Source organism: Brucella pituitosa, assembly GCF_003049685.1.
Classification (GTDB): Bacteria; Pseudomonadota; Alphaproteobacteria; order Rhizobiales; family Rhizobiaceae; genus Brucella; species Brucella pituitosa.
Genome location: NZ_PYSY02000001.1, coordinates 911,323 through 935,272 on the forward strand (window position 1 = coordinate 911,323; position 23,950 = coordinate 935,272).

Below are 23,950 nucleotides of genomic sequence, written 5' to 3' on the forward strand. Positions count from 1 at the left end.
TATGATTAATTTTACCTTGTGCATTTCTATGCAGCGTCTTTCAGGTTCCCAATTTGGCCAATTCAGATGCCTAGTAGGGGAATAGTCGTTGGGGGCTGCAGCCGATTGCGGCACAAGCAACCTGCTCCGAGCGATGATAAACAAAACGCCGCTAAATTTGCGGCGCTTTTATTCTGCGAGCAGGCGATTTATTGGCCGTGTGGGCCGTCACCGCTGCGGGAACGTGGGACAAATCTCGGGCCACGATCACGCGGACCATCCCAATGTCTGCCGCCGCGATCCCATCCGCGACCGCGATCCCAATGGCGATCACGACGCCAATGACCGCGATCCCAGCCGCGACCGCGATAATAGTCACGATCCCAACGATCATTACGATCATTGAGTGCTGCTCCTATGGCTACACCTGCGATCAGTGGAATACCGATCAGTGCTGCGTTGCGGCCAAAGTCGTCGGAATAACCGCCACTCGATCCCTCACGCATCGCGAGATAGCGGGAGGAAGCCCAACCGGATAGGCCGCCGTAGCTGATCTGGCACCAGCCATAACCCGACGTGCAGCCCCGCACATTGACGGGCGCATGGCTTGGGATACTACCAAGCGCAGCATAGCCCATACCTGGGCCTGTGCGGACATTAAGATTGGTGGTTACGATTGCATTCGCCGCTTGTGCCGCACCCGCAGAAAAGACACCTAGTGCAACTATTGCTGCTTTGAAAGAAAGTCTCATCGGGGTTCTCCCTGAACAACTCCATTGGGTAGTAAACGATGAAGGACGGTAAGAAGTTCCCGTTGGTTCGTCTGTTGCGCGTCTTTCAGCGACGGTGACGCAGAATGACGGCGATAGCTAAGCCAGCCAAGCCTATGGCGATAACACCCTGCAGCACGAAAACCCAGTTCATCATGGCATTTTCCTTAAGAACATATCCCGAAAAGTGTGAAACGGCTTTCGGGAAAGATGTGCGTGAAAACAAATGTTGAGACGCACCAATCTGATTCAACCGGATCGAAACGCGCTCTGGTGTTTCCGGCACCCGAGGTCAGAATAAACTAATCCGATTGGTTCCCTATCGTATTTCAGAGGGCTGTGAAATGGATAAGTGATGCGGTGTGTCCAGGTCTTTGAAAATATTGAACTTTAAAATCCCGCAACAGCGTCACAAAAGCGGTCATTTGGCCGCCTTTGCTTTGTCTGGAGCTTGCTATTCGTCTCTTCCGAAATATTTTGCTTTGATAGCCGCAAGTTCTTCACTTTCTTGAAGGCTGATAATTGCAACAGAGGCGGGTTTTACAAGGTCGCTGTGGCGCGGGAAGGCAAAGCCATATTTGTCTGGACTAAAGATGTTTCCAACCAACTCAACGGGTTCGGCTGCATTCTTGTGCGCATAATATTCCAGTACCGGGCTGTCGCCGACAATTGCTGAAATTTCATCGTTTGTCAGTGCGGACACCGCTTCGGGTAGATGATCAAAAGTAACTGTCGAGATTGAGCGCGCAGCCATCATCTGTTCTGCAATGCTGCCCGTACGTACACCCACAGTCTTGTTTTGCAGCTCAGCCAAGTTGTTGATATTGTTTGAAATATGCGCAACTGTCATAACGCTGGTAACTGAAGAAGTTACATAAGCCACCACGGCTATGCCGAAGACCAGCCAAAACGCCTGCCAAATGCGACCCGCCCATCCGAAGAGATTCTTGCGTGAGCTTTTGCCTGAAGTGGCAAGGGAAACGACGTGATAGAAGCTTTCGGCCAAGCCTTCCAGCCAGCGGCGCGGGAAGTTCTGATCGAACCGGCGATCAAATAGTGTTAGCAGAATGGTAGCAATCAGAATGACTATGCCGATCCATGCATAAGTGGCGAGGTGGCCGGCGTCTTCCAGATCGCCGATCAGATCATTCCATCCACTACCGGCTTGCGTGTGCACCATGATCCGCAGGCCTGCATCGAACCATGGATGGGTGAAATCTACGACTTCGGCACGTTTTTCGGTGATGGTGAGGTTGGTAACGGCCGCATCGACCTCGTTCGCGGAAACAGCTTTCACCAATGCATTGTAGTTCGGATACTCAATGAACTGAGATGCTAATCCCAGACGCGTGCTCACGCTGTTCCAGAGGTCGACCGCCATTCCAGTGTATGTGTCGCCCTGTTTGCTGACAAAAGGCTCGCTGACATAAACGCCCACCTTCACCTGACGTAAAGGTGCATCCTGAGCCGCAGTAGGAAACACTGAGAGTGTTAACAAAAAGAGTGCGAGAAGACTCTGGACCAAAAGAATAGCCGCATTTTTAGTCAAATTCTGGGATAACACTGTCACAAGCCGAATTTTTATTGTCGATGGTGGGGTAGTATAGATATTTCAGCTGATGATGGAAACAAAAGAATAGTGTCGTTAAATTTATTATTTGATATTTATATATAACGCATATTGCATATATAGTATTTCTTAATGGGCCCTCATTTCAAAAAAAGCAGGACTGGGCTTTGTGGTGAGGCGGTTGTCAGCTCAAAATGTAAAACGTCGATCTGATGCATTCAGATCGACGTTTTTTAGCAGCATTTGTAAGTGCTCTAAATGCGACGCGCCTTTATAATTCAGATCGCGGCAAAGCCTTTTTCAAGATCTGCGATCAGGTCAGGCACATCTTCAAGGCCGATTTGCAGGCGAATGACCGGGCCTGGGTAATCACCCTTGGCAACGGTTCGATCTTTCAGCCCGACCTCGTTTGCCAGACTTTCATAGCCGCCCCATGAATAGCCCAAGCCAAAAATCGTCAGTGCATTGAGAAAAGCATGTGCTTCTTGTCGACAGCCACTCTTAAGCACAAAGGCAAACACGCCGGACGAGCCCTTGAAGTCGCGCTTCCACAATTCGTGGCCCGGATGGCTTTCAAGTGCCGGGTGCAATACGCGATCCACGGCTGGATGGCTTTCCAGCCAATGTGCAACCTCTAGCGCGCTCTTGCGATGATGTTCCAGACGAACACCCATCGTGCGTAGGCCACGCAGGATCTGATAGGCGTCATCAGGTGCTGCACACAGTCCAAGCGTGCCATGGGTTTCCAGCAACTGTGGCCAGCATTTCTCATTGGCCGAAATGGTTCCGAACAGAATGTCGGCATGGCCGGAGGGATATTTTGTGGATGCGTGGATGCTGATATCGACGCCAAAATCCAGCGGCTTGAAATACAACGGTGTTGCCCACGTGTTGTCCATCATGACGATGGCGCCAGCCTTGTGGGCTGCGTCAACGATTGCCGGAATGTCTTGTATTTCGAATGTGTTAGAGGCTGGCGATTCCGTAAATACCACTTTGGTGTTGGAACGCAAAAGCTTTGCAATGCCTGCGCCGATTTCCGGATCGTAGTATTCAACCTCAATGCTCATACGCTTCAGGATCGTATCAGCAAAGTGACGGGTCGGATTGTAGATCGAGTCGACAAACAGAACATGGTCGCCAGGCGATAGAAATGCCAGCAGAGGAATTGTGACAGCAGCCAGACCCGACGGGACGCAGACAGTTCCAGCAGAGCCCTCAAGGGCGTCGATTGCCTTGCATAAGGCTTCGCTGGTCGGGGTTCCGCGGGTGCCATAAGTGTATTTCTGATTGCCTGTCGCCATTGTTTGCGCATCAGGAAACAGGACCGTAGCAGCGCGCACGACCGGTGGATTAACGAAGCCGTGATAGTCGCGAGGCTCATACCCATCATGGGTCAAGCGTGTGTTTATGCCCAGCTTTTCTGTCTTGTCCTGCTTGTTAGTCACGAAATTGCCTCCAGGCCGTGTTGCATGCTGATCCACCGACTCTCCGTTGGAGAGTTTTGCAAACTTGTTTTTCAGTCGAAACAAGTTTGCAACGGAATGGGTTTGTGTCCGCTGACAGTGGACGCTCCAATTATTGGATAAAGCGCGCATGGGGCGGATGCAACATGGAGCTTTGTAACAGTGATAATGTTAATCAGAGAAAGAGTAATCCCGATATGCCCGATCTGAATGAGCGTAAGGCTACAAGCACTATCCTTTATCCGGTTCGTGCAGCATCGGAGCTGGTAAGGGCGCTTGTGAAGCCTGCTTATCCGGGTGCCCCTTCCAGTTGGACGATGGAGATGACAGCACTCGTCGTGCTTCTCCCTTTCGTGCTGCTGGTATTGCATATTTGGGACGCACAGATTGTTCGCGCCGCGATGAACAGTGGTTTCATCGTCATGGAAGTGCTTCGCACGATTACCGATCTGATTCGTACGATTGTCTGGCTGGGCATAGGTATGATCGTTTGGCTCGTTACAGCGCTACTGCTTTCGCCTTCCGTCCGTCTTACCGCGCAGCAGATGCTCGTTCGTTTTCACAGCTGGGCGACACTTGTGCTTGCTTCGATTGTTGTCGGCAGTTTCCCAACCGAGATTGGTAAGCTTGTTATAGGGCGTGCACGCCCACTTCTGCTTGATGAACTGGGTTCGGCCTATTTCGCGCCGTTTCGCGGTGAGCACTCCTATGAAAGCTTTCCGTCTGGACATTCCATGATGGCTGGTATCATGTTGGTATCACTGTGGATTTTCTTACCGCGCTGGCGATTTCTGACTGTGCCGGTTTGCATACTTTTCGTGATAAGCAGACTTGCTGCCGGCGCTCATTACCCAACCGATGTCGTGGCTGGACTGGCAATTGGCTTTATCGCGACATGGTGGACAGCTCGCTTTATGGCGACGCGAAATATTATTTTTTCTGTTGATGAAGATCAGATGATGCCACGCGTATGAGCGAGGCAAAAGTGAGGTGTTTGTCAACTGGCACATCACTACGAAATAATTATAAACTATTGTTTTTATTTCATTATTTCGGTGACCTTCTTTTTAAGCATAGCCTATTTCATAGGCAGAGCCATTTTACCCGAAAATTGGGAAATCATGTAAATTTCTGCATACGTCGCAACGTTTTTTTGGATGAACAGGCTTTTCTCCAGACGTTAATAGCTTGACCAAAACCAAAATATCGCCTTCGATAGAGTTGTGAAGGCGACAGGCATCTTACGCTCATAAAAACCAACAAGGGTCGATAACGGCTCCGGGCGGAGGATAGCTTGCGTAAAGCAGGGGTTGGGGGAGGTCGCACGACTGGTTCTTCAGCTTAATGCTAAAAATAAAGCAACAGAGACGATTGGGCTGTTTGGCTCGTCGATCTCCAGGGAACATAAAAGGTTGCAGGCCAGATGAAAAAAACTGTTTTGACAGGGGTATTGGGTGCAGCGGCGTTGTTTGGCGCGGCTTCGGGAGCATCGGCAGACACGCTTTCTGATGTGAAGGCGAAGGGGTTCCTGCAGTGTGGCGTCAATACAGGTTTGCTTGGTTTCGCATCGCCAGATGACAAGGGCGAATGGTCGGGCTTTGACGTGGATTATTGCCGTGCGGTTGCCGCTGCCATTTTTGGCGATCCAACCAAAGTTAAGTTTACACCACTGAACGCGAAAGAACGATTTACTGCGCTGCAATCGGGCGAAGTGGACGTACTGATCCGCAACACCACTTGGACGATCAGCCGTGATACGTCGCTTGGCCTCGATTTTCCGGGCGTCAATTATTATGACGGCCAGGGCTTCATGATCAATTCCAAGAAGCTTTCGGGCATCAATTCCGCGCTTCAGCTTTCCGGCGCATCCATCTGCGTTCAGGCTGGCACGACCACCGAGTTGAACATGGCCGACTATTTCCGTGCCAACAAGATGGACTACAATCCGGTCGTCTTTGAAAAGCTCGAAGAAGCCAACGCGGCTTACGATTCCGGTCGTTGCGACGCTTACACGACTGATCAGTCCGGTCTGTACTCGACCCGCCTGACTCTGGCCAATCCAGACGATCACGTCGTTCTGCCGGAAATTATTTCCAAGGAACCGCTTGGACCAGCTGTTCGCCAGGGTGATTCCAAGTGGGCCGATGTTATCCGTTGGACCCACTATGCGTTGTTGAATGCTGAAGAGTTCGGCATCACCAAGGCAAATGTCGAAGAGATGAAAAATTCCGACAACCCGGAAATCAAGCGCTTGCTTGGCTCTGAAGCTGACACCAAGATTGGAACGGATCTCGGTCTCACCAATGATTGGGTCGTGAACATCATCAAGGGTGTTGGCAACTACGGCGAATTGTTCGAGCGCAATCTCGGCGCCGGTAGCCCGCTCAAGATCGCTCGTGGTCTGAATGCCCAGTGGACCAAGGGTGGTGTTCAGTACGGTATGCCTATCCGCTAAGGATTGTGCTCTTGTTGGATGATGTCAGGCGGGGGCAGTTATGCGCCCGCCGGATTTTTCGGCTCTGCGATACTGCGCAGAAGTAGCAAGTTCAGACATCCTTCGTGCAACCAGATCACAACTCAAGATCTGGCGCATCGTACCAAGCAATTTAACCCGCGCTTCGCACCCAATGTGCAGGCTGCACGGCTCGGCATTTAAACGTAACTGCTTTGAACTGATTATCCCGGTGGGGGTCGGGAGCGACAGCTATTTTTTCAAAGCTGATGCGAAGGCCGAAAGAAGACAGGAAACATATGGCTTCCTATTCCGCAACCGAACAACGCCGCAGCGGCGGTGGAACGTCTCTCCTGTATGATCCGCGAGTTCGCGGCATCTTTTATCAGGTTCTGGTGTTCGCCGCTGTTGTGGCCTCTATTTATTGGATCGTGGGTAACACGATCACTAATCTTCAACGCGCCAACATTGCCTCGGGCTTTGGCTTCCTGAACGGACGCGCGGGCTTCGATATCAGCCAGACGCTGATCTCCTATTCGAGCGATTCCACTTATGGCCGGGCAGTTCTCGTTGGTCTGCTGAACACGCTTTACGTCGCAGCTCTTGGTGTAGTTCTGGCCTCAGTTATTGGGTTTCTCGTCGGTATTGGCCGACTTTCACGCAACTGGCTGATCCGCAAAATCTGCATGGTCTATGTGGAGGTATTCCGCAATATTCCGCCACTTCTGGTTATTTTCTTCTGGTACTTCGGCGTTCTTTCCGTTCTCCCACAAGCGCGTGAAAGTCTCTCATTACCGCTCGGAACATATCTGAACAATCGCGGCTTTTTCATGCCATCACCTGTATGGGGTGAGGGGGCATGGCTATTACCGGTAGCGCTGCTGCTGGGCATCGTGACTTCGTTTTTCGTCGCTCGCTGGGCAAAGCGCCGTCAGATGACAACCGGTCAGCCTTTTCATACGCTTCGTGTGTGTGCAGCGCTGATCATCGGTCTGCCGATCCTCGCGCTGATCGTGACAGGTTTTCCGATTACTTTCGATTTGCCGAAGCTTGGAACATTCAATCTGACAGGCGGCGCGCAGGTTAAGCCAGAATTTCTCGCTCTTCTGCTGGCCTTGTCGTTCTACACAGCCTCGTTCATTGCCGAAACTGTGCGTGCAGGCGTTCTTGGGGTGAACAAGGGGCAGACGGAAGCAGCCTATGCTGTTGGCCTCAGATCAGGGCAGACGATGCGCCTTATCATCGTGCCACAGGCACTGCGGATTATCATTCCGCCACTGTCGAGCCAGTATCTCAATCTTATCAAGAACTCCTCGCTCGCCATTGCCATCGGCTATCCGGATCTTGTGGCCGTCGGCGGAACGATTCTCAACCAGACCGGCCAGGCTGTGGAAGTCGTGGCAATCTGGATGGTTATCTATCTCAGCATTAGCCTTGTTACATCCGGTCTTATGAACTGGTTCAATGCCAAGATGGCGCTGGTGGAGAGATGACAATGGAAAACGCTGATCTCCAATATGTGCGCACGCAAATGGTCGAGGGCGAGACGCCGCCGCGGTCGGTTCAGGGCTTCTCGCACTGGCTGCGTGTCAATCTTTTTGCAACGCCGGTCGATGCCGCACTGACACTCTTCGGTCTCGCGATTGTGGCGTGGTTTCTCCCGTCAATGATCCAATGGCTATTCGTCAATGCAGCATGGACTGGTAGTGATCGCACGGCATGTCTGACTGTCGCGCAGGGTGGTGTGCAGCCGGAAGGCTGGTCGGGTGCCTGCTGGGCATTTGTGAACGCGAAGTACCAGCAATTCATCTATGGTCGTTATCCGTTTGAAGAACGGTGGCGCGTTAATCTGACGGCAGCACTGTTTGTCATTCTGCTGGTGCCGCTGATGATTCCGAAGGTCCCGCGCAAGACGATCAATGCCATCTTGTTTTTCCTTGTGTTTCCGGTGGTCGCATTCTTCCTTCTCGTCGGCGGCTGGTTTGGCTTGCGTTATGTCGAAACCTCGCTTTGGGGCGGTCTTCTGGTAACGCTTGTTCTGTCCTTCGTCGGTATTGCGGTTTCGTTACCACTCGGTGTGGTGCTTGCTCTCGGGCGACGTTCAAAGCTGCCGGTCATCAAAACCTTCTGCATCATCTTTATTGAAATGGTGCGCGGCGTGCCGCTGGTCACTGTGCTCTTCATGGCCAGTGTAATGCTTCCACTGTTTCTGCCACCGGGCGTGACCTTCGATAAGTTGATGCGTGCACTTATTGGTGTGGCACTCTTCGCGTCGGCCTATATGGCTGAAGTGGTGCGTGGTGGCCTTCAGGCGATCCCACGCGGGCAATATGAAGGCGCAGATGCTTTAGGTCTCAGTTATTGGCAGAAGACTAACCTGATCGTATTGCCACAGGCTTTGAAGCTGGTGATACCAGGTATTGTGAACACCTTCATCGGCCTTTTCAAGGATACAAGCCTTGTTTACATCATTGGTATGTTTGATCTCCTTGGTATCGTCCGTCAGAATTTCTCCGATGCCAACTGGGCTTCTCCACAGACACCTGCAACAGGACTGATCTTTGCGGGCTTTGTTTTCTGGATTTTCTGTTTCGCTATGTCGCGATACTCTATATTCATGGAACGAAGGCTCGACACGGGTCATAAACGATAAGAATCAAGGGAATAATGGAAATGAGTGCACAAAGCGCCCTCCCACAATCCGAGTTCGGTGTCGAAATCGACCGTAAAAAACATGAAGTATCGAAGACCGAAGTGGCCATCGAACTGAAGAATATGCACAAATGGTATGGGGAGTTTCACGTTCTGCGTGACATCAACCTGAAGGTCATGCGCGGCGAACGTATCGTTGTTGCGGGTCCGTCGGGCTCGGGCAAGTCGACGATGATCCGTTGCATCAACCGTCTGGAAGAACACCAGAAGGGCCAGATCATTGTTGATGGCATTGAACTCACCAACGATTTGAAGAAGATCGATGAAGTACGCCGCGAAGTCGGCATGGTGTTCCAGCATTTCAATCTCTTCCCGCATCTGACCATTTTGGAAAACTGCACCCTGGCACCGATTTGGGTACGCAAGATGCCAAAGAAGAAGGCGGAAGAAATCGCCATGCATTATCTGGCACGCGTGAAAATCCCGGAACAGGCCAACAAATATCCGGGCCAGCTTTCAGGCGGCCAGCAGCAGCGTGTGGCGATTGCCCGTGCGCTTTGCATGAACCCGAAGGTCATGCTGTTCGACGAGCCGACCTCGGCGCTCGATCCGGAAATGGTCAAGGAAGTGCTGGATACGATGGTGAGTCTTGCCGATGAAGGCATGACCATGATCTGTGTGACGCACGAAATGGGCTTTGCGCGTCAGGTTGCCAATCGTGTGATCTTCATGGATCAGGGCCAGATCGTTGAACAGAATTCGCCAGCCGAATTCTTCGACAATCCACAACATGAGCGCACCAAGCTGTTCCTGAGCCAGATTCTGCACTAATCCGGTTGAGTACCTTGCATTAAAAACACCCGCCAGAGATGATCTGGCGGGTGTTTTCTTTTAGGTTGGAGGTGATGGCTTATTCGTCGTGCGGACCCTGGCAAAATTGAATGCGATTGCCGAACGGATCGATGACAGCCATTACACGGCCCCACGGAGCATTCTCGATGCCGGGCCGCATATAGCGATACCCACGCGAATTGACTTCCTTCTGGAATTCCTCGACGCCTTGCATACGGACGAAAATGTTTGCGCCTGGACTGCCATCGCCGTGATGTTCGCTTAGATGAAGCACCAGATCGCCACGCGAAACCTGCATATAAAGCGGCATTCCCTCTGCAAAGCGATGTTCCCAATCGAGCGTGAAGCCCAGAAAGCCAACATAGAAATCCTTGGCTTTCTCGATATCGAAAATGCGGAAGATAGGGCAGGTCTGTTCAAAATGGATTGTCATTCCGGCTGGCCTTTGCAACTGGTATTTCATCTTCGATAAATGAGGTAATCGTGACAGAGTATGGTTGGACGGAACATCTGGAGCCAGAGCAATATCGCGAGTTCCACGCTTTTTACAGCAAAGAATGGTGGACCGCCGCACGCAGCTTTGAGGATGTTTCGCATATGCTCACGCATTGCGATCTTACGCTGTTCAGCCGCGATGCAAATGGAGCGGTTGTCGGCTTTGCACGTGTGCTGAGCGACTTCACCTTCAAGGCTATGATTTTTGATGTGATCGTGGCTGAACAGTGCCGCGGCCAAGGGCTTGGACAGGCTCTCGTCCAGCGCATTATCAACCACGAAAAACTGCAGGGGGTGAAAAGTTTCGAGCTTTATTGTCCCGAAAGGCTCACCCCTTTTTACGAAAAGCTCGGCTTTGTGAAGGGCACTTCGACCCTGCTGTTCTATCAACGATGAATTGTATCTCCACAAGGACTGTTCGACGCATTCAGAGAGCAAATCCGCCACGCCCTAAAGGGATATGGTGAAAATAGTCCAGCTTCGCGTCGCAAAACCTCGATGGAGAATCACTCCACCTTCGGCTTTGCTCCTAAACCTGTGCTATTTTCATCCATACCACGCTTCAAAACGAATTCCCCGCAGACCCTAGTCTTCGATAAAGCTGCGCAAACGCTGTAGTGCATCATCCCACTGCGAGGAAACAGTGGTGAGATAAGCTCTGGCATCGACGAGCGGGGTAGGGCAAAGCCGGAAGCGGCTCTCTCTGCCCACTTTGTCGCGCTCAACCAATCCTGCTTGTTCAAGCACGGAAAGATGCTTGGTCATTCCCTGCCTGCTGATGCTGCCGTTTTGCGAAAGTGAGACGATTGAGCGGCTTTCGCCATCACTCAAGGTCTCGATCAGCGCCAGCCGGGTAGGATCGGCCAGCGCTGCAAAAATGGCAGACATGTTTCCTGATTGCGTGAACGAGGCTTCGGTCATTTGTTTTCGAGGTATTCCTTTATATTCTGCATTTGCTCTTCCCACCCGCCGGTGTTCATTCGAAGAGCTATTGGGCGACGGTCAGCCGGTAGCGCGTCGAAGCCTGTTTCGATGACGGTAAGCCTTGTACCGGATTCAATTTCCTTAAGCTTGAACTCCACCAGTGTCTGCGACTCTTTAGAGTAATCAGCATCGGTTTCAACCGCATAAGGATGCCACGTGAAGGCAAAATAATGCGGAGCTTTCATGTCCTTGATGAAGGACGTCCATTTGGTATCGCCGCATCCGTCAAACGTAAAGTGACCAGTCGAAGGGGTGTCTACGATAAATGGCCCATCAATTTTGACTTTGAACCATTCACCGAACTCCTCGTGATCAGTGAGTGCGCGCCACACGCGATCAATGCCCGCGCGAAGGTCCACAGTCTTCTCTATCCGGTCTGTTACTAATGCCGTTGTCATGGTCTGCATCCTTTCAAGCTAGCAACTGAATGGTTGCCAATTTACACGGTTTGGGTCAAAAGGCAACTAAAAGGTTGCATTTAATTAATCGTGTGGAGATGCCTTGGTTGGAAGTGGGAAAAGCATGACGAATTTTTCTGCCAAAGCACGGTCGCCTTTGAGCGTGAGCAAGTTTGCAGCTTCAAGGGCCGGGAGAGGTTGCCCGCCGTAAATGGCTGCAGCCATCATGCGAGGCGAGCTTTCAAAGGCGATGTCATATTGCTCAGCTTTGCCGCGCACAATCTCCAGTTTGCTGCCTTGCAAATGCGCGATGAAATCTTCTCCATCCAGTCGAAGCCCAATAGTGGCTTTCAGGCCTTTTGAAAGACTGGGATCGATCATGGTTCTGAGAGAAAGCAGGAACGAAGTGGTCGAGATTGGCAAGTTCGGATCATGGCTGGGTGAACGCGCTGCCCACCGGCCAAGCGTCTGTAGGATGGGTTCAGCCTCATAGCCCCATGCGGTCAGTTCGTAGACTTGCACTGAAGCAGGAGGTGGGAGCTTCGATTTGCGTAAGATACCGGCTTCTTCCAGCCCCTCAAGCCGCTGGGTGAGGACATTGGCGCTTATGCCCGGTAGGTCGGCGCGTAAATCGCTGAAGCGTTTAGGGCCAAACATCAATTCGCGAATGACGAGCAAGGCCCAACGTTCACCAATCAAATCAAGGGCATGGGCTGCAGCGCATGCATCATCATAGCTGCGTCTTGCAGTGGGCTGTTCATTTTTAGTTACTTTTTCTAACTTCATAGTTGCTAATTATAACTTATCTGTCATTGTGTGCAAGCAAACTTACGCTGGTTGGGGCTAGCCACTGCATTGAACCCAACTATATCGCCAAGGGGATCGGGCGGGCGATAGAAAACCAAAATTAAAAATGGGTGTTTCAAGCCCACCAATGGAGGAATAACATGCCTAAATTGATTTTCGTGAACCTGCCCGTCAAAGACGTTGCTCGTTCCACCAGCTTTTATGAAGCGATTGGTGCGACCAAAAATCCGATGTTTTCGGATGAAACAGGATCCTGCATGGTGTTCTCTGACACCATCCACGCGATGGTCCTCAGCCATGACAAGTTCAGCCAGTTCACGCCAAAGAAGATTTCTGATGCGAATGCTACAAGCGAAGTGTTGATCTGCTTATCAGCGGACAGCAAGGCGGAAGTGGATGAAACAATTGAGAAAGCCGTGAAGGCTGGCGGTCGGGCCGACCCTGCTGCCAAGCAGGATTATGGTTTCATGTATGGTCGCAGCTTTGAAGACCTTGATGGCCATATCTGGGAACTGATGTGGATGGACATGGAAGCCGCTGCCAAAGCTATGGGCTAAATCTGGAGCATTTTCAGCAAAAGTGCGAGGCGGTTTTGCGTGGGATAATGCGAAAAATAAACAGAGCATTTCCGGCAAAAGTGCGTGAGCTTTTTGCGCGGGATAATGCGGAAACGAAATAGAGCGGTTCCACGATTAATATCAGCGGGAACCGTTCTAAAAGACAGGGGGCTGAGACATATGGGAGGAGAAATCCATGTCTGGTTTAACTGTCTGCCTCTGGTTTGATAACAAGGCCGAAGAGGCAGCTAATTATTACGTGTCGCTCTTCCGTGATCTGGGAAGGCCCGCATCAATTGATGGTTTCATCCGCTTTGAACATGGTCATCAAACTGGCGGTACGGATGTCGTGACCGCAAACTTTACGCTTGACGGACAGGCGATGACCGCTCTGAATGGTGGACCGGAGTTCAAGTTCAATCTGGCCACATCGCTTATTCTGAAATGTAAGGATCAGGCAGAGCTTGATGCATTTTGGGACAGGTTTCTGGAAGGTGGCTCGCCTATGGAGTGCAGCTGGCTTACGGATAAATATGGCTTCGCCTGGCAAATTGTGCCGGAATTTCTGCTGGATATCCTGCAGGACGGTGCGCCGGACGTCAGACAGCGTGTCGCAAATGCCATGATGACAATGGTCAAGATCGATATTGCGACGTTGGAAGCAGCGCGCGACGCGCGTTAATTTCGCACGGCCGCAACAGCATCATAGCCATAAAGCCAGTCCAGATCTTTCAGGAAACTATCCGGGCTGCGCATGGCAAAGAGCATGTTGCGTCCGAGTGCAAAGACGCCGGTTGAGTGATAGGCAAACTTATTCAGCTGCCCTCGTTTGGCGACAGCAGCAATCCGTTCCTTGCGTACTTTGTCGAAATGCTGAAGCGCTGCCGTTTGATCGGTCGCATCCAATGCTTCCGCAAGTGCTGCGGCATCTTCAATGGCCATGGCTGCACCTTGCGCCCCAAAAGGCGTAACAGCATGAGAAGCATCGCCGAGCAGAATCGTGCGTCCTTCGCAGACAAATTGCGCGTCTGGCATCTCGAACAATGGCCAGTAAGTCCATTCTGGCGCTGTAGCGATCACATCACGGACCGCCGGATGCCAGTTCTGGTAAATTGATTTGAGCCGCTCGCGATCTCCGGCCTTTGACCAGCCTTCGCCCGGGTTTTCACCACCCGTTATTGCGACGAAGTTGAAATACGCCCCACCTTTGACCGGATAGGCGATAAAATGAACCTGTTTGCCCAACCATGCCGATACAGCCTTTTTGAGCGGCAGCGCATTGATAAAAGTTGCGGGCAAATCAGTGGTAGCGATAGTGCTGCGCCACGCGATGTGTCCGCTGTAGCGGGCTTTGCTATGTGCAGTATTGGCTCGCTCTGCCGACCACACGCCGTCGCATCCAAGGAGATGGTGCGCCTTGATAGTCTCGGTTAAATTTCCGCGGCGAACCTCAGCCTCTATCTCTTGGCCAATAACTTCGTGTCGAGTGATTTCCGAGCCAAGATTAATGTTTATGGCATGGTTTTCCTGGCAAGCAGTAAGAAGAGCGGATTGCAGATCGGCGCGGTGGCAGACGAGGTAAGGATGGTGCCAGCGTTTGAGCGCTTTATCGCCAAGCTCCATCGCGAGAAGGGGACGTGCGCTTCGACTATCAACGAGGAAAAGTGCTTCGGGCGCGACAGCTTGTGTGGAAAGCCTGTCTGCAATACCAAGACGTTGCAGATGGCGCATGGCATTCGGGGCCAGTTGCAGGCCCGCGCCAACCTCAGAGAGTGCAGTGGCTTTTTCGAAAAGCTCTACTGACCAGCCTCTGGCTGCAAGCTCAAGCGCTGCACTTAATCCTGCAACGCCCGCTCCTGCAATCAATATGCGCCCTTTGCCCAAGCTACTTTCAGGCAGCTTTGTCGGCAGGAGCTTCGTAGACGCAGCCCGCTGGAACAGTTTCATCAGCATGAAGCTGCGCATTGTAGCGATAGAGCGTCGAGCAATAAGGGCAAACGACCTCGCTCTCATCGCCCATGTCGAGGAAGACATGTGGATGATCGAAAGGAGGATTCGCGCCGACGCACATGAATTCCTTCACGCCGATTTCAATGGCATTATGGCCAGCGTCATTCTGGAAGTGTGGGATGATGTGATCGGACATGATACGCTCCGGTGCTTGTGGATCGCGACATCTGAATAGGATGGCTATTTGGGGTGGGTTTACCGCGAACGGCTTGTTTCTGGAAGCGTTTTCATCAATTCTGAAGACATTTCAAGCGGTTTGCTATCAAACTGTCATATGACAGCCATAGGCTTATGGTCGCGCCGGGATTTTCCGGTAAAAGCCGGGACAGGAAAAATGAACGAAAACAGCGTTATGGCACCCCAAACCACCGATTTGGCCTCCAATGCGAGCAGCAAGGCAGCAAATGATGTTTCTGCGGGTAAGAATGGCAGCAAAGTTCAAAACGCTCACGAAGCTTTGAACGATGAAAAGACATCTGCGCTGATGCAAAGCCCCGAGCGCTTCGTCAATCGCGAGTTTTCCTGGCTTCAGTTCAATCGTCGCGTTCTGGAAGAAGCTGCGAATATCAGCCAGCCACTGCTGGAGCGCCTGCGATTTCTGTCCATTTCGGCTGCCAATCTGGATGAGTTTTTCATGGTCCGCATTGCCGGACTTGCTGCACAGGTGCGTGCTGGCGTTGCCATGCGCAGCGCGGATGGCCGCACACCCCAAGAGCAGCTTGATTTCGTTCTGGAGGAGGTAGGGCGCCTTCAGGAAGGCCAGCAGGAGCGTTTGCGCACGCTGCGCGAAGAGCTTGAGAAAGAGAGCATCGAGATCGTGCGGGCTTCGGCTTTGTCGAAGCCGGAGAAGGATTGGCTTGAGAACCATTTCCTTGAGACGATTTTCCCGGTTCTGACCCCGCTTTCCATCGACCCTGCCCATCCGTTTCCGTTTATTCCAAATCTCGGCTTTTCCATTGCATTGCAATTGGCGCGTCGTCTCGACAGCCATCCGATGACCGCACTCCTGCGCATTCCTGTTGCGCTGAAGCGTTTCATCCAGCTTCCGACCGAGCAGCAGAATGCTTACCGCTTCATCACGATTGAAGACGCAGTCAGCCTGTTCATCGGGCGCCTTTTCCCAGGTTATGAAGTGCGTGGCGCAGGAACGTTCCGCATCATTCGTGACAGCGATATCGAAGTGGAAGAAGAGGCGGAAGATCTGGTGCGCCTTTTTGAGACCGCATTGAAGCGTCGTCGGCGCGGTCAGGTTATCCGTATCGAGTTTGACTCCGAAATTCCTGAAGCGCTGCGCGTGTTCGTTGCGACCGAGCTTGGCGTATCGGAAAACCGGATCAGCGTTCTGGAAGGCCTCCTCGCGCTCAACATGATTTCGGAAATTGTGTCGATTCCCCGCGATGATCTCAAGTTCATATCCTACAATCCACGCTTCCCTGAGCGTATTCGTGAACATGGCGGCGATTGCTTTGCGGCGATTCGCGAAAAGGACATTGTTGTCCACCACCCATATGAATCATTCGACGTTGTGGTACAGTTTCTGCGTCAGGCGGCCGCAGACCCGGATGTGCTGGCCATCAAGCAGACGCTTTATCGAACCTCCAACGACAGCCCGATCGTGCGCGCGCTGGTGGATGCCGCAGAAGCTGGTAAGTCAGTCACAGCACTCGTCGAGCTGAAGGCGCGCTTCGACGAAGAGGCCAATATTCGCTGGGCACGCGATCTTGAACGCGCTGGCGTGCAGGTTGTGTTCGGCTTCATTGAACTGAAAACGCATGCGAAGATGTCACTCGTGGTGCGCCGTGAAGACCAGAGACTGCGCACCTATGTGCATCTTGGCACCGGCAATTATCACCCGATCACCGCACGCATTTATACCGATCTGTCGTTCTTTACATCCGATCCGGATATTGCGCGCGATGTGGCACATATCTTCAATTTCATCACCGGCTATGCGCAACCGGCTGAAGAGATGAAAATCGCTATTTCACCGCTGACGCTTCGCACGCGAATCCTCAAGCATATCGAGGACGAAATCACCAATGCGAAGGCCGGACAGCCTGCTGCGATCTGGATGAAGATGAATTCGCTCGTCGATCCACAGATTATTGATGCGCTCTATAAGGCAAGTCAGGCAGGCGTTCACATCGATCTGGTGGTGCGTGGCATATGCTGCCTGCGACCGGGCGTTCCTGGCCTGTCGGATAACATCCGCGCGAAGTCCATCGTTGGCCGTTTTCTTGAGCATAGTCGCATATTCTGCTTTGGAAACGGGCATGATCTGCCTTCTGGCAAGGCAATTGTCTATTTCGGTTCAGCCGATATGATGCCACGCAATCTCGACCGTCGCGTTGAGACATTGGTGCCCATTACCAACGCCACCGTGCATCAGCAGATCCTGTCTCAGATTATGTTTGCCAACATAATTGATAACCAGCAGAGCTATCAGCTACTTGCGGATGGCACCTCTCGCCGGATAGAAAAAGAAGATGGAGAGGAAGCTTTCAACGCGCAGGAATATTTCATGACAAATCCAAGCTTGTCGGGTCGCGGAAAGTCGCTGAAGTCATCTGCCCCCCGCCTTATTGCGCATCGTAAACGCGCGCAGGCGGAAAGAAACACGACTTCATGAGTCCAGCAATCGCACAAGGCCGCTTGAAAGGCCTCAAGCCCGTCGCAGTCATCGACATTGGGTCCAACTCGATTCGTGTCGTGGTTTATGAAGGCATCGTTCGTTCGCCAACGGTGCTTTTTAACGAAAAGCTACTCTGCGGTCTTGGCAAAGGATTGGCCAAGACCGGTAAGCTTAATGAAAAATCTGTCGATATAGCATTGCGCGCATTGAAACGGTTTCGCGTTCTGGCCGAACAGGCTGGCGCGATTTCCATTCATGCGCTGGCAACTGCAGCTGCGCGCGAAGCGAAGAACGGTCCCGATTTTATCGCGCAGGCTGAAGCCATTCTCGGACGGCATATCGAAGTCTTGTCCGGCAAGGAGGAAGCCTATTATTCCGCGCTCGGCATTATTTCGGGGTTCTACAAGCCACAGGGGGTAACGGGCGATCTTGGTGGCGGCAGCCTTGAATTGGTCAGCGTCAACGATCACGAAGTCGGCGAGGGGATTACGCTTCCGCTTGGTGGGCTTCGGCTGCAGGACATGTCCAACGAACAGCTTCCTGAGGCGGCCAAAATCACCCGTACGGAGCTTGCGCGTGCAACGCTGCTTGAACAGCATCAGGGAGAGGTGTTCTACGCAGTTGGCGGTACATGGCGAAATCTTGCCAAGCTGCATATGACTGCAAAGCACTATACGCTTCATGTCATGCATGGCTATGAGATGGACCCGGTGGAAGCGCAGAGTTTCCTCAAGCGTGTTGCGAAAGGCAATCTCGACACGATGCGCGGCATCGAAGCCGTGTCGAAAAACCGCCGTCAGCTTCTTGCTTATGGCGCGACCGTTCTGCTTGAAACCATCCGTCGCATGAAACCATCCAAGATCGTGTTTTCGGCTCTCGGTGTGCGTGAAGGATATCTTTATTCGTTGCTGCCGAAGAATGAGCAGAGGCTGGATCCTCTGCTGGCATCGGCGGAAGAGCTGGCAATCCTGCGTTCGCGTTCACCGCGTCACGCACGCGAACTTGCAACATGGACGACGCTTTCTTTGCCGGTTCTCGGATTTGACGAGACCGAAGACGAAAGCCGTTATCGGCAGGCCGCATGCCTTGTGGCCGATATAAGCTGGCGTGCACATCCTGATTATCGTGGCTCGCAGGCACTGAACATCATTGCGCATGGTTCTTTCGGTGGTATTGATCATCCGGGCCGTTCTTTCATGGCACTGGCAAATTACTATCGTCATGAGGGACTGGTCGAAGACGAGATTGCGCCGGAGATTTTGCAGCTTGCAACGCCGCGTCTGCGCGAGCGAGCCAGACTGCTGGGTGCGCTGCTACGCGTTATCTATCTGCTTTCAGCGTCCATGCCGGGCGTGATTCCGCGCCTTTACTGGCGTGAAGAGGATAACGGCATTGCGCTGGTTGTGCCTGGAGATCTGGCAGATTTGATTTCGGATCGGCCTGAAGGACGTTTGCAACAGCTTGCAAAGCTCACAGGAAAAAACCTGTATTTTGCCGTCGGCGATAGCGCCATTGAAGCAAACGAGCATCATTGAAAAAGATGATCTGGAAATTAAAAGGCCGGCTGGAGCTTCCTCCGCCGGCCTTTTTGCTTAGAGCGCGTTTCGATCTGATTGGATCAGATAGAAACGCGCTCTAAATATTTGTTTTAACGCGCATCCCGAAAATCGTTTCACACTTTTCGGGATGCGCTCTAGTCCAGTTCGACCGCCTGAATGCGACGGTTTTCAAATTTGATACCGATCTTGCCAGCGATAAGGTCGAGTGCCTTTTGCCCGAAGACTTCCCGTCGCCAGCCGTGCAATGCAGGCACATTGGCGTTTTCGCCTTCTGCTGCGATCTTGTCGATATCATCGGAATTTGCGACGATCTTTGCAGCAACACCGTGTTCTTCGGTCACAAGCTTCAGCAACACTTTAAGAATATCTCCCGCTGCTGCACTGCCTTCAGGCGAATGCGACTGCTTTGGCAGACGCGGTAGGTCTTCTTTTGGAATAGCCAGTGCGGCCTGAACGGCAGTCACAAGACCTGCTGCCTGAGCTGAGCGTTCCCAACCTTTTGGAATCGAGCGAAGACGGCCCAGCGCTTCCGCATCTTTTGGTTGCTGCTGAGCGATTTCCGCAATCGTATCGTCCTTGATGACGCGGCCGCGCGGAACATTGCGCTCGCGCGCTTCGCGTTCGCGCCACGCTGCAACGGACTGCACAATTGCAAGTTCAATCGGCTTGCGCATCCGGGTTTTAACGCGCTTCCACGCATCGTCCGGATGTAGGTCATAGGTTTCTCGCGCGCTGAGTACGGCCATTTCCTCATTGACCCACTCGCTGCGACCTTCTTTCTCCAGTTCTGCTTTCAAGTAGAGATAGATGTCGCGCAGATAGGTAACGTCAGCCAGCGCATAATCGAGCTGCTTGTCAGAAAGCGGGCGACGGCGCCAATCGGTAAAGCGGGACGACTTGTCGAGCTGCTTGCCAGTTACTTTCTGAACCAGTGCATCATAGGAAATCGCGTCGCCAAAGCCGCAAACCATCGCAGCCACCTGGCTGTCGAAGATGGGAGCAGGGATCAGGTTTCCAAGATGGAAGACAATTTCGATATCCTGACGTGCGGCGTGGAAAACCTTGACCACTTTTTCATCGGCCATCAACCGGAAGAATGGTGCAAGATCGAGGCCGGGAGCCAGTGCATCCACCAATGCAGTGTGGTCGGGAGAAGCCATCTGAATGAGGCAGAGCTCCGGCCAGAAGGTCGTTTCCCGAATAAATTCGGTATCGACAGTCACAAAGTCGGATTTGGCGAGGGCGGAAACGGCCTCTTCAAGGGCCTCTGTTGTCGTAATGAGCTGCATGTTCTTCTTTTTAGACAAAGGCGGGCCGCTTGTCGCGCCGCAAGAATGATATTGCGAGGGAATAACACGGAAATAGTGATTTTTGTCGACATATTCTGTCAAGCTGGTTTAACACAGACAGTGTCGGCTTGACAAAGCGTGAGCAAAATGCGCTTTTCCGCCCGAATTTGCAGCGCTTTGCCTGCACAAGATTATTGAGTTCCAAAAGGCAGAAATCATGCACCGTTATCGCAGCCACACCTGCGCAGCCCTTCGCAAATCGGATGTTGGTTCCAAAGTCCGTCTGTCTGGCTGGGTTCATCGCGTCCGTGACCATGGCGGCATTCTCTTCATCGACATTCGCGATCATTATGGCCTGACGCAGGTTGTTGCTGATCCTGATTCGCCCGCGTTCAAGATTGCTGAAACTGTTCGTGGCGAGTGGGTTATTCGCGTCGACGGTGAAGTGAAGGCGCGTGCAGACGAAGCGGTAAACGCGAACCTTCCGACCGGTGAAGTTGAAATCTTTGCAACTGAGATTGAAGTTCTCGCTGCTGCCAAGGAATTGCCATTGCCGGTCTTTGGTGAGCCGGATTATCCCGAAGATATCCGCCTCAAGTACCGTTTCCTCGACCTGCGTCGTGAAACGCTGCACAAAAACATTATGAGCCGCACGAAAATCATTGCAGCGATGCGTCGCCGCATGACCGAAATCGGCTTCAACGAGTTTTCGACGCCGATCCTGACGGCTTCGTCGCCGGAAGGCGCGCGCGACTTCCTCGTGCCGAGCCGTATTCACGAAGGCAAGTTCTACGCACTGCCGCAGGCTCCGCAGCAGTACAAGCAGCTTCTGATGGTTGCCGGTTTCGATCGTTACTTCCAGATTGCACCTTGCTTCCGCGATGAAGACCCGCGTGCCGACCGTCTGCCGGGCGAATTCTACCAGCTCGACCTCGAAATGAGCTTCGTGACCCAGGAAGAAATCTGGGAAACGATGGAGCCAGTCATGCGCGGCATCTTTGAAGAGTTTGCCGAAGGCAAGCCTGTCACGCAGAACTTCCGCCGTATCGCCTATGACGATGCGATCCGTACCTATGGTTCGGACAAGCCGGATCTGCGTAACCCGATTGAAATGCAGGCTGTGACCGAGCATTTCGCAGGTTCGGGCTTCAAGGTCTTCGCGAACATGATCGCAAACGACCCTAAGGTCGAAGTATGGGCCATTCCGGCGAAGACCGGCGGCAGCCGCGCATTCTGTGACCGCATGAATTCATGGGCACAGGGTGAAGGTCAGCCTGGCCTCGGCTACATCTTCTGGCGCAAAGAAGGCGACAAGCTCGAAGGCGCTGGTCCGATTGCCAAGAACATTGGTGAAGAACGCACTGAAGCCCTCCGCAACCAGCTTGGTCTCGGTGATGGCGATGCCTGTTTCTTCGTGGCCGGCCAGCCATCGAAGTTCTACAAGTTTGCAGGCGACGCACGCACCCGTGCTGGTGAAGAACTGAACCTCGTTGATCGCGAGCGTTTTGAACTGGCGTGGATCATCGACTTCCCGTTCTACGAATGGGACGAAGACAACAAGAAGCTCGACTTCGCACACAACCCGTTCTCGATGCCGCAGGGTGGCATGGAAGCGCTGGAAACGCAGGATCCGCTCACACTCAAGGCTTACCAGTATGATCTGGTCTGTAACGGCTTTGAAATCGCTTCGGGTTCGATCCGTAACCAGCTGCCGGACGTGATGGTAAAGGCATTCGAAAAGGTAGGCCTCAGCCAGCAGGACGTGGAAGAGCGCTTCGGCGGTCTCTACCGTGCCTTCCAGTATGGCGCGCCTCCACATGGCGGCATGGCTGCCGGTGTTGACCGTGTTATCATGCTGTTGGTAGGTGCAAAGAACCTGCGCGAAATCTCCCTTTTCCCGATGAACCAGCAGGCGCTCGATCTTCTGATGAATGCACCTTCGGATGTAACGCCAGCACAGTTGCGCGATCTGCACATTCGTCTGGCGCCGACTCAGAAGAGCTGATCCATCTAAGATTTAAAACAGAAAAGCCCGGTCGCAAGACCGGGCTTTTTGTTTGGCTTAGAGCGCATCCCGAAAAGTGTGAAACGGTTTTCGGACAAAGATGCGCGTTAAAACAAATATTTAGAGCGCCGATCTGATCCAATCAGATCGAAACGCGCTCTAATGAAAAGGCAAAAAGAAAACCCGGTGAGCGGAACTCACCGGGCTTCTCTTCATTAGCATCAATCTGATTAGTTGTTGGCTTCAACGCCAACTTTCAGAAGCTGAATGATTTTCGTTGGATCGAGCGAAGCGGTCGCAACGATGGATGCGAAGCTAACCGACTGGTCAGGCGAAGCGGAAATCGTCAGCGACTTTGGATCATCGAAGTACTTTTCAGCTGCGGCCTTGAGCTGCTGAGCAAACTCAGGGTTCTTGAGCTGTGTTGCCATCAGCGGAACCATCATCTTGAGCTGTTCGCCCAGCTGCTTGCCATCCGCACCCTGCTGCTTGCCGTAATATTCGAGCAGTTTTTGCGTCAGTGTTTCGTTATCGAAGCGGATTGTCAGGTTCTTGAGGCTCAGCTGTTCAGCCAGACCGAGAAGTGCCAAACCAGCGGCATCTTTTTCTGCATCGGCTTTGGTCATGTTTTCCTGTGTCTTCTGCAGAGCTTCGACAAAGGAAAGATCGTAGCCGTCGATAGCGCCTGTCAGGTTGATCTTGCCAAGGTCCTTGGCGTCGATTTCAAACTGATCCAACGTCGCATTGCCGGAAGTTGGCTGCCATGTGCCCTTCGAATTGATCGAACCTTTGAGTGCGTTCATATCGAGCGGAGCAAGTGGATTCTTGCCGTTCTTCTCGAAAACTGCATCGATATCGGCGATTGTCAGCGCGTAGTCGATCTTTTCGGTCTTGTTGGCCGAGTTCAGCGTCACTTCCATGCCCTTGATCAGGGCGCCATCTTTGCCTGGAGTGCCAACCGAAAATTCGTCGATCTTCATCTTGTCGTAGAAGACCATCTTGGCGAGCGGGCCTTCGGCTTTCTCGGATGGAAGAACAACGTTCTCCATCGAAATGCCTTTGATCGTGGCCTTATCGTTCTTGTCCGCGCCTTCCGGAGCGAAGGCCATATCTGCAACCGAAACTTTTTCGATGCTATAGCCGCCTTCTGGCGTGTCCTGCACGTTTTCGAGCGTTATATCGCCGACAGGCGTCGCGCGGTCAGAAACGGTGGGCAGCTTGATTGTTGTGCCTTTGAGCAAAATGTTGTCGCCGTCAGCCTGAACTTCGGCGAAGTTCAGCTCTCCGCCCTGCTTTGTATAGAGGGCCTTGACGCGCTCTGCGACTGCATTTGCATCTGCAGCCATTGCCGCACTGCCAAGAACAAGCGAGAGCGCGGTGCTTGCGGCGAAGACACGCACGGCCTGCTTGCTAACAACGAAAACCTTCATTTATTGGCTCCTGATCATTTGGTAAATTTTAGATAGCCTTCAT

General features: G+C 52.5%; 22 protein-coding genes. 11 read left to right on the forward strand and 11 right to left on the reverse strand.

What is annotated here, in order from left to right:
- Positions 1-188 precede the first annotated feature (188 nt).
- From C9380_RS04415 to C9380_RS04425, 3 genes are all read right to left on the reverse strand, one after another.
- Positions 189-731 (reverse strand): SH3 domain-containing protein, encoded by a 543-nt coding sequence (locus C9380_RS04415; RefSeq protein WP_128093065.1) that lies wholly within the window; start codon positions 729-731, stop codon positions 189-191.
- A 472-nt stretch (positions 732-1,203) separates the two neighbouring features.
- The gene (locus C9380_RS04420) at positions 1,204-2,313 is read right to left on the reverse strand and encodes a transporter substrate-binding domain-containing protein (RefSeq protein ID WP_247877553.1); all 1,110 of its coding nucleotides are present in this window, start codon (positions 2,311-2,313) and stop codon (positions 1,204-1,206) included.
- Between the two features lie 284 nt (positions 2,314-2,597).
- A complete protein-coding gene (locus C9380_RS04425) occupies positions 2,598-3,767 on the reverse strand; it encodes a cystathionine beta-lyase (RefSeq protein ID WP_024897390.1) in 1,170 nt (389 codons plus the stop codon).
- A 215-nt stretch (positions 3,768-3,982) separates the two neighbouring features.
- Here C9380_RS04425 and lpxE point away from each other — a divergent pair, with 215 nt between their 5' ends.
- The 5 genes from lpxE to C9380_RS04450 all read left to right on the forward strand — a co-directional run bounded on the left by lpxE (position 3,983) and on the right by C9380_RS04450 (position 9,720).
- On the forward strand, positions 3,983-4,759 hold the full coding sequence (gene lpxE / locus C9380_RS04430) for a lipid A 1-phosphatase LpxE (protein WP_128093066.1): 777 nt from the start codon (positions 3,983-3,985) through the stop codon (positions 4,757-4,759).
- Between the two features lie 449 nt (positions 4,760-5,208).
- Positions 5,209-6,240 (forward strand): amino acid ABC transporter substrate-binding protein, encoded by a 1,032-nt coding sequence (locus C9380_RS04435; RefSeq protein ID WP_024897392.1) that lies wholly within the window; start codon positions 5,209-5,211, stop codon positions 6,238-6,240.
- A gap of 296 nt (positions 6,241-6,536) precedes the next feature.
- On the forward strand, positions 6,537-7,730 hold the full coding sequence (locus tag C9380_RS04440) for an amino acid ABC transporter permease (RefSeq protein ID WP_024897393.1): 1,194 nt from the start codon (positions 6,537-6,539) through the stop codon (positions 7,728-7,730).
- Between the two features lie 2 nt (positions 7,731-7,732).
- Positions 7,733-8,890, forward strand: a complete 1,158-nt coding sequence (locus tag C9380_RS04445; RefSeq protein ID WP_036567189.1) for an amino acid ABC transporter permease — start codon at positions 7,733-7,735, stop codon at positions 8,888-8,890.
- A gap of 20 nt (positions 8,891-8,910) precedes the next feature.
- Positions 8,911-9,720, forward strand: coding sequence for an amino acid ABC transporter ATP-binding protein (locus C9380_RS04450; protein WP_374844387.1), 810 nt, complete (start codon positions 8,911-8,913; stop codon positions 9,718-9,720).
- A 79-nt stretch (positions 9,721-9,799) separates the two neighbouring features.
- Here the strand turns inward: C9380_RS04450 and C9380_RS04455 are convergent, their stop codons facing one another.
- Positions 9,800-10,174: a glyoxalase superfamily protein gene (locus C9380_RS04455; protein ID WP_105706784.1), complete on the reverse strand. Its 375-nt coding sequence runs from the start codon at positions 10,172-10,174 to the stop codon at positions 9,800-9,802.
- 50 nt (positions 10,175-10,224) lie between these two features.
- Here C9380_RS04455 and C9380_RS04460 point away from each other — a divergent pair, with 50 nt between their 5' ends.
- Entirely contained in the window at positions 10,225-10,632 is a 408-nt protein-coding gene (locus C9380_RS04460) for a GNAT family N-acetyltransferase (RefSeq protein ID WP_128093067.1), read from the forward strand.
- Positions 10,633-10,821: 189 nt separating this feature from the next.
- Here the strand turns inward: C9380_RS04460 and C9380_RS04465 are convergent, their stop codons facing one another.
- From C9380_RS04465 to C9380_RS04475, 3 genes are all read right to left on the reverse strand, one after another.
- Positions 10,822-11,157, reverse strand: a complete 336-nt coding sequence (locus tag C9380_RS04465) for an ArsR/SmtB family transcription factor (RefSeq protein WP_128093068.1) — start codon at positions 11,155-11,157, stop codon at positions 10,822-10,824.
- A complete protein-coding gene (locus tag C9380_RS04470; protein WP_128093069.1) occupies positions 11,154-11,618 on the reverse strand; it encodes an SRPBCC family protein in 465 nt (154 codons plus the stop codon). The genes C9380_RS04465 and C9380_RS04470 overlap by 4 nt, the downstream gene beginning before the upstream one ends.
- Before the next feature lie 84 nt (positions 11,619-11,702).
- Entirely contained in the window at positions 11,703-12,404 is a 702-nt protein-coding gene (locus tag C9380_RS04475; RefSeq protein WP_128093070.1) for a winged helix-turn-helix transcriptional regulator, read from the reverse strand.
- Positions 12,405-12,565: 161 nt separating this feature from the next.
- Between C9380_RS04475 and C9380_RS04480 the strand changes: the two genes are divergently transcribed.
- Together C9380_RS04480 and C9380_RS04485 are read left to right on the forward strand one after the other, a co-directional pair.
- Positions 12,566-12,982: a VOC family protein gene (locus C9380_RS04480; RefSeq protein WP_100559326.1), complete on the forward strand. Its 417-nt coding sequence runs from the start codon at positions 12,566-12,568 to the stop codon at positions 12,980-12,982.
- A 196-nt stretch (positions 12,983-13,178) separates the two neighbouring features.
- Positions 13,179-13,664, forward strand: a complete 486-nt coding sequence (locus C9380_RS04485) for a VOC family protein (RefSeq protein WP_128093071.1) — start codon at positions 13,179-13,181, stop codon at positions 13,662-13,664.
- Here C9380_RS04485 and C9380_RS04490 read toward each other — a convergent pair.
- Both C9380_RS04490 and C9380_RS04495 read right to left on the reverse strand, forming a co-directional pair.
- Entirely contained in the window at positions 13,661-14,866 is a 1,206-nt protein-coding gene (locus C9380_RS04490; protein WP_247877565.1) for an FAD-binding protein, read from the reverse strand. The genes C9380_RS04485 and C9380_RS04490 overlap by 4 nt on opposite strands.
- Positions 14,867-14,873: 7 nt before the next feature.
- Positions 14,874-15,128, reverse strand: coding sequence for a zinc-finger domain-containing protein (locus tag C9380_RS04495; RefSeq protein WP_024897404.1), 255 nt, complete (start codon positions 15,126-15,128; stop codon positions 14,874-14,876).
- 216 nt (positions 15,129-15,344) lie between these two features.
- On the opposite strand from C9380_RS04495, the gene C9380_RS04500 reads away from it, so the two are divergent.
- Entirely contained in the window at positions 15,345-17,621 is a 2,277-nt protein-coding gene (locus C9380_RS04500) for an RNA degradosome polyphosphate kinase (protein ID WP_374844395.1), read from the forward strand.
- The gene (gene ppx, locus C9380_RS04505) at positions 17,618-19,159 is read left to right on the forward strand and encodes an exopolyphosphatase (protein WP_024897406.1); all 1,542 of its coding nucleotides are present in this window, start codon (positions 17,618-17,620) and stop codon (positions 19,157-19,159) included. The genes C9380_RS04500 and ppx overlap by 4 nt, the downstream gene beginning before the upstream one ends.
- A 158-nt stretch (positions 19,160-19,317) precedes the next feature.
- On the opposite strand, the gene rnd is transcribed toward ppx, so the two are convergent.
- Positions 19,318-20,472: a ribonuclease D gene (gene rnd, locus C9380_RS04510; protein ID WP_105706776.1), complete on the reverse strand. Its 1,155-nt coding sequence runs from the start codon at positions 20,470-20,472 to the stop codon at positions 19,318-19,320.
- A gap of 217 nt (positions 20,473-20,689) precedes the next feature.
- Between rnd and aspS the strand changes: the two genes are divergently transcribed.
- On the forward strand, positions 20,690-22,477 hold the full coding sequence (gene aspS / locus C9380_RS04515) for an aspartate--tRNA ligase (RefSeq protein ID WP_024897408.1): 1,788 nt from the start codon (positions 20,690-20,692) through the stop codon (positions 22,475-22,477).
- A gap of 230 nt (positions 22,478-22,707) precedes the next feature.
- Here the strand turns inward: aspS and C9380_RS04520 are convergent, their stop codons facing one another.
- Positions 22,708-23,907, reverse strand: coding sequence for an aq_1923 C-terminal domain (locus tag C9380_RS04520; RefSeq protein ID WP_105706773.1), 1,200 nt, complete (start codon positions 23,905-23,907; stop codon positions 22,708-22,710).
- Between the last annotated feature and the right edge of the window lie 43 nt (positions 23,908-23,950).

Bases quoted from the DNA above. Each gene is read 5' to 3' on its own strand.
- C9380_RS04415 (WP_128093065.1), bottom strand. From the start codon at position 731: ATGAGACTTTCTTTCAAAGCAGCAATAGTTGCACTAGGTGTCTTTTCT.
- lpxE (WP_128093066.1), top strand. From the start codon at position 3,983: ATGCCCGATCTGAATGAGCGTAAGGCTACAAGCACTATCCTTTATCCG.
- C9380_RS04435 (WP_024897392.1), top strand. From the start codon at position 5,209: ATGAAAAAAACTGTTTTGACAGGGGTATTGGGTGCAGCGGCGTTGTTT.
- C9380_RS04440 (WP_024897393.1), top strand. From the start codon at position 6,537: ATGGCTTCCTATTCCGCAACCGAACAACGCCGCAGCGGCGGTGGAACG.
- C9380_RS04445 (WP_036567189.1), top strand. From the start codon at position 7,733: ATGGAAAACGCTGATCTCCAATATGTGCGCACGCAAATGGTCGAGGGC.
- C9380_RS04450 (WP_374844387.1), top strand. From the start codon at position 8,911: ATGAGTGCACAAAGCGCCCTCCCACAATCCGAGTTCGGTGTCGAAATC.
- C9380_RS04455 (WP_105706784.1), bottom strand. From the start codon at position 10,174: ATGACAATCCATTTTGAACAGACCTGCCCTATCTTCCGCATTTTCGAT.
- C9380_RS04465 (WP_128093068.1), bottom strand. From the start codon at position 11,157: ATGACCGAAGCCTCGTTCACGCAATCAGGAAACATGTCTGCCATTTTT.
- C9380_RS04470 (WP_128093069.1), bottom strand. From the start codon at position 11,618: ATGACAACGGCATTAGTAACAGACCGGATAGAGAAGACTGTGGACCTT.
- C9380_RS04475 (WP_128093070.1), bottom strand. From the start codon at position 12,404: ATGAAGTTAGAAAAAGTAACTAAAAATGAACAGCCCACTGCAAGACGC.
- C9380_RS04480 (WP_100559326.1), top strand. From the start codon at position 12,566: ATGCCTAAATTGATTTTCGTGAACCTGCCCGTCAAAGACGTTGCTCGT.
- C9380_RS04485 (WP_128093071.1), top strand. From the start codon at position 13,179: ATGTCTGGTTTAACTGTCTGCCTCTGGTTTGATAACAAGGCCGAAGAG.
- C9380_RS04495 (WP_024897404.1), bottom strand. From the start codon at position 15,128: ATGTCCGATCACATCATCCCACACTTCCAGAATGACGCTGGCCATAAT.
- C9380_RS04500 (WP_374844395.1), top strand. From the start codon at position 15,345: ATGGCACCCCAAACCACCGATTTGGCCTCCAATGCGAGCAGCAAGGCA.
- ppx (WP_024897406.1), top strand. From the start codon at position 17,618: ATGAGTCCAGCAATCGCACAAGGCCGCTTGAAAGGCCTCAAGCCCGTC.
- rnd (WP_105706776.1), bottom strand. From the start codon at position 20,472: ATGCAGCTCATTACGACAACAGAGGCCCTTGAAGAGGCCGTTTCCGCC.
- aspS (WP_024897408.1), top strand. From the start codon at position 20,690: ATGCACCGTTATCGCAGCCACACCTGCGCAGCCCTTCGCAAATCGGAT.
- C9380_RS04520 (WP_105706773.1), bottom strand. From the start codon at position 23,907: ATGAAGGTTTTCGTTGTTAGCAAGCAGGCCGTGCGTGTCTTCGCCGCA.